We start from the raw sequence: 3,298 nt of genomic DNA, 5'->3' as shown, positions 1-3,298 counted from the left end.
CGCTTCCCTTCCCGCTGGCCAAGCCACAAGCAGCGGTGACAGGTCTGCAAGTGTAGGCAGGCGGAACCGCCACAACCTTGACCCCTGCTCTTGCTGCCTTGTAGTGCAAAAACTGCCTTAGCTGGTGGAACGCCCAACTGTTCAACCGCTAAAGTTGCGAGAGCAGCTTTCCTCCCCGCACTAGAGTGCGGGGCCTCCAGCTTTACCTTCTGTGAGGTCTTCCATTCAAGCCATAGGCTAGGGGTCGGCAGAACAAAGTCTGGAGCCTGCCCCAACTCCACGTTGCCACCTTGCCGTCACACCCTAGCCCTCTCTTCCCAAGGAGGAAAGCCGGGATTGCCTACAGAGATAGGCCCAGCTTCAGGCCCAGCACAGCATGGGCGAAGAGCACGCAGAGGATGAGGCTGCCCAAGTAAGCATGGGTGGTGCGCAGGGCCTCGCGGTTGCCCCCAAAGCCACTTAGGGACAGGGCACCATTGGCTGCCAACAGCAGCAACACCAGGGATCCCGTCCAAAAATGGGGGCTGCTCAGCAGGGGCTGGCCCTGCATGACCAAGGAGAGAAGGCCGCCGGTGTAGCCCAGGGCAATGAAGGTGGCCATCCAGGGGGCCAATTTGCGGTGATCCAAGAGCGGCTTTTGGGCCGATTCCGGCAGGGATCCCTCGGCTGCCAGGCGCAAGACCCGCCCCCGCCAACCGGTCAGGCCGACGAAGCTGCCCATGACCACCACCACAATGCCCATCATCAAAGGATGTCCCCATTGCACAATGGGCTGGGGCAGGTTGAAGCCGGCAAAAAACTGGGCCACCGGCTGCAAGGCAGCCGTCAACCCATCCGAAGCTGCCGACAGATTGGGCAGAGCCACACACAGCATAGGGATCCCTCCACCTTTGGGACAACTACAACTTTTTAACCAGTCTCCTTAACAAATCTACAACAAACCCACCTTCGATGACAGATGCCGGTGGAAAGCTTCAGGGGATGCAGCCGCAACGGTAAAATATCTAGCGGTGAAGCTGTGGTCGGCCACAGATCCTCGGCTACTGCCTGCTAACGAGCAAAACGGAGTTATTCACATGGCCAAGTTGTTGTTGGGGGATCAATCCTTTGAGGTCGAGCTGCTGATGGATGTGCCCACCAATTGGCCTGGAATTAAAGTCATGTCCAAGGGAGCTAAGCTGGATATCCCAGCAGGAACAGTGGTGAGGGTGGAGTCAGAAGATGACCATGTAACCGGCTCCTACAAGGTGGTTTATCGTTTGGCTCCTGCCTATCCCCGCAGTTGGCGGCTGCTTTTGGAGCGGGAGAGTGCGGCTCCTGCACCTCAGGCGGAAGCGGCCCCAGAGGCCACAGCCGCTCAGGTTGCTCCCTCGGCGGTCTCGTCCCTACCCAACAGCGACAAGATTTTCACCCTCAAAGTGTCCGGTTTGGTGGGAGGGGGCGTGCGCAAGAGCGTTGTCGAGTACAAAGTGCCCTTCAGCCGGCTCTCCCAAGAAGTGAAGCGCATTACCCAAAGGGGGGGCAAGATCGTCAGCATTACGGAGTCCAATGTGTTGAGCAACCTCGACTGACTTGCCTGGAAAGCTTCTGGGTGGTGGCTCTGCCGCTACTCCTGTGGGCTGGGGTACTACCTGGGCGAGGAAAGGGATCCCTGGCTGTTTTTGAGGAAACCACTGGCAAGGGCTTCCCCATCCCCAACCAGGAGATGGGGTGGTAGGCTGACGTTGGTTTTGCCGGTGAGGAGAAGGACATGACGTCTCGACAGCCGCTGCCGCGCCGGGGCGGCCATCCAGTCCCTAGGACAAAAAGGGGATCCCCCTTCCCGGGCCGAAGTCTTTCTGGGCAGCGACCGCCAACCCAGTTGCGCTTCCGGCTGCTCCGCTTCTTGGCTTTGTTGGTTACAGTGCTGGGGTTTGGGACGGGAGCCCTGGTGGCCTGGGCAACTGCTCATCCCGACTGGGCCAGCCGCCTGCCGGCGCTCTTGCCGCCTCTGGCCAAGATCCCTGCCCCCCGCGCCCAGGCCAAGGCCGCCCAACAGCGCCCGCCCCTCCCCCAAGAGCCGCAACTGCAGCGGGATCCTTTTGCGTTGGCTCCCTTGGCCAGTCTCTCCTACGTGCCGGCCATCATGTACCACGACGTGGTGGCTGGCCGCAAACAAGTCTGGTTTGACACCACGGTAGCCGAGCTGCGGCAGCACTTTGAGGCCATCAAGCAGGCGGGGCTGACTCCCATCCGCATCGACCAGCTCTACAAACACCTACGGGACGGGGATCCCTTGCCGGAAAAGGCCATTTTGCTGACCTTTGACGACGCCTACCTTGGGCTTTACGAAAACGCCTACCCCCTCTTGAAGGAGTACAACTACCCCGCCACCTACTTTGTTCAGACCGGCTTTGTCGGCGTGCCCACGGACAAAGATCACTTCACTTGGGATCAGATGCGGGAGATGGATGCCAGCGGGCTGATTGACTTTGCCGCCCACACCGTCAACCATCCTCCCGACCTGCGGCTGCTGGACGACACCCGCCTGCGGCGAGAGGTGTTGGACTGCAAGAGCAAGCTGGAGCAGGAGTTGGGCCACCCCATCCACTACTTTGCCTATCCGGAAGGCAACCGGGACGAGCGGGTGAAGCAATACCTGGCGGAGGCGGGTTACCGGATGGCCTTCACGATGGATCCCGGCTTTACGGGACAGTCGCCCAACTTGCTGGAGGTGCGCCGCTTTAACCAGTTTCGCCTCACCGAGGCCATTATCGGCGCCCGCACCTTCACCCTTGGCCGCAGCCCCGACTACTGGCTGGATGGAACGCAACCCTTGACCCTGACCGATAAGGTGATCGACAGGGTGCGGGTGCTAACCATCCGCGGCGGACGGGCAGCTACAGTGCACGCGGAGCGACGCTACGAGGTAAGAACCCTAGTCCAGCGCTACCAGGCCGATGCCGGCATTAACGGCAGCTTCTTCTCCATCCCTTGGATTAACTCGGCCAGCAACGTCATGGTGGGGCCGGTGATGGCCGCCAACCACAAGACTTTCATCCCCGGTCGCCCCGAAGACGACAAGGTGGTGCGCGGTCGTCCCCTGGTGCTGCTGGGCAGGGATCGGCTGCGCTTTGTACCCTTTGATCCCGACACCATGACCCAGCTCGACAACCTTCGCCAGCTCATGCCGGATGTCACGGACTTGTTTGTGGCGGGCTTGTGGCTGGTTAAGGATGGCCGCGCCCTCTCTCCGAGGGAGATCGACTCGTTTCGCCTCTCCAGCGCCGCCGAGTTCCGCCCCCGCGCCTTTTTTGGC

At 60.8% G+C, this 3,298-nt stretch carries 4 protein-coding genes and 1 pseudogene; 2 read left to right on the top strand and 3 right to left on the bottom strand.

Annotation, left to right across the window (positions count from 1 at the left end):
- Both NW835_RS07865 and NW835_RS07860 read right to left on the bottom strand, forming a co-directional pair.
- Window positions 1-148: pseudogene (locus NW835_RS07865) on the bottom strand (zinc ribbon domain-containing protein); the annotation flags it as partial.
- Between the two features lie 192 nt (window positions 149-340).
- Entirely contained in the window at window positions 341-874 is a 534-nt protein-coding gene (locus tag NW835_RS07860) for a DUF4079 domain-containing protein (RefSeq protein WP_414364201.1), read from the bottom strand.
- 202 nt (window positions 875-1,076) lie between these two features.
- Between NW835_RS07860 and NW835_RS07855 the strand changes: the two genes are divergently transcribed.
- Window positions 1,077-1,571, top strand: coding sequence for a phycobilisome linker polypeptide (locus tag NW835_RS07855; RefSeq protein ID WP_414414979.1), 495 nt, complete (start codon window positions 1,077-1,079; stop codon window positions 1,569-1,571).
- 56 nt (window positions 1,572-1,627) lie between these two features.
- Here NW835_RS07855 and NW835_RS07850 read toward each other — a convergent pair whose 3' ends face one another.
- Window positions 1,628-1,789, bottom strand: coding sequence for a hypothetical protein (locus tag NW835_RS07850; RefSeq protein WP_414364204.1), 162 nt, complete (start codon window positions 1,787-1,789; stop codon window positions 1,628-1,630).
- A 96-nt stretch (window positions 1,790-1,885) separates the two neighbouring features.
- Between NW835_RS07850 and NW835_RS07845 the strand changes: the two genes are divergently transcribed.
- Window positions 1,886-3,298, top strand: a 1,413-nt coding sequence (locus NW835_RS07845; RefSeq protein ID WP_414414978.1) for a polysaccharide deacetylase family protein, incomplete at its 3' end; no start/stop codon positions are given.

Source organism: Synechococcus sp. OH2, assembly GCF_047462155.1.
In the GTDB taxonomy this organism is placed as follows: Bacteria; Cyanobacteriota; Cyanobacteriia; order Thermostichales; family Thermostichaceae; genus Thermostichus.
This window is presented reverse-complemented; position numbering and strand designations above follow the sequence as displayed.

What these genes read in the sequence shown, in the direction of transcription:
- NW835_RS07855 (WP_414414979.1), top strand. Translation starts at nt 1,077, where the DNA reads ATGGCCAAGTTGTTGTTGGGGGATCAATCCTTTGAGGTCGAGCTGCTG.
- NW835_RS07850 (WP_414364204.1), bottom strand. Translation starts at nt 1,789, where the DNA reads ATGGCCGCCCCGGCGCGGCAGCGGCTGTCGAGACGTCATGTCCTTCTC.
- NW835_RS07860 (WP_414364201.1), bottom strand. Translation starts at nt 874, where the DNA reads ATGCTGTGTGTGGCTCTGCCCAATCTGTCGGCAGCTTCGGATGGGTTG.